1 protein-coding gene is annotated in these 835 nt (G+C 59.2%); it reads right to left on the minus strand.

Annotated features, from left to right (window positions below; genetic code table 11):
- Positions 1–835: DUF3560 domain-containing protein (locus tag FDW94_RS24170; protein WP_249358463.1), on the minus strand; the 835-nt coding region annotated here is incomplete at both ends.

Raw genomic sequence — 835 nt, forward strand, 5'->3', positions numbered from 1 at the left:
CTTCTTCCGCTGACGGGGCTTTATAGTCCGTGATGCGGTCGGGGGTCAGTGTCATGGTCCCGTTGCAGCGCATAAAGCTGTAATGCGGGGTGACCACCGAACTGACCGCACCACCGCTTTTATTGATGCGGATGATGGTCAGCCATTCGCCCCGGCTCTGGACCTGCCCGCCCGGCTCAAAATCCCGGGTACGGGTGACCACGCCGCCGCTTTCGTCCAGCATGGCGCGTTCATAGGCCAGGCGGTTCTGGTAATGATTCAGCCAGCGCTGCTGATGGCGGATCGTGCGTTCATGATATGGGGCGGCAATATCGCGGGCCTGTTCAAAAGTAATAATCTCATTCTCAAGCGCCGAATGCAGGGACATCTGGCCTTCGTACTGGCTTTTCTCCGGCGGGCGCGGGTATTTCTCCAGCGGGAAACAGGTGTAAAGGTGATCGTAATTGCTGATAAGCCGCGCCATGTTCAGATCCAGCGTCTGCGCCCGCCACATCGTCAGATATTTCTGCGCCTGTGCAATATTCCGCTCCGCCTTGCGCTTGTCCGCCTCAATCTTTCTGATACGGCGGTAACGCACATCCGGGCGTTCCTTGTATTTCGCCAGACGCAGGGAGGCATGCGCCCGATCCTCCCAGTATTCCGCACGTTCAAAGAGCATCACGGCGCGTTTCATACCGTTTTCAATACGCTGCGCATCCCGTCGCGCGCGGCGTTCGCTGTGATGCCCAATCAGGATCGGCTGTCCGAACGGGATAACCGACGCCAGCGCGTCCACCTGCGCGAGCGTCTGCTCTGACTCCCCGGCGCGTTTTTCGCTGTAGCCGCTGAAACGGTC

This window comes from Citrobacter sp. wls757 (assembly GCF_005280935.1).
GTDB classification, from domain to species: domain Bacteria; phylum Pseudomonadota; class Gammaproteobacteria; order Enterobacterales; family Enterobacteriaceae; genus Citrobacter; species Citrobacter portucalensis.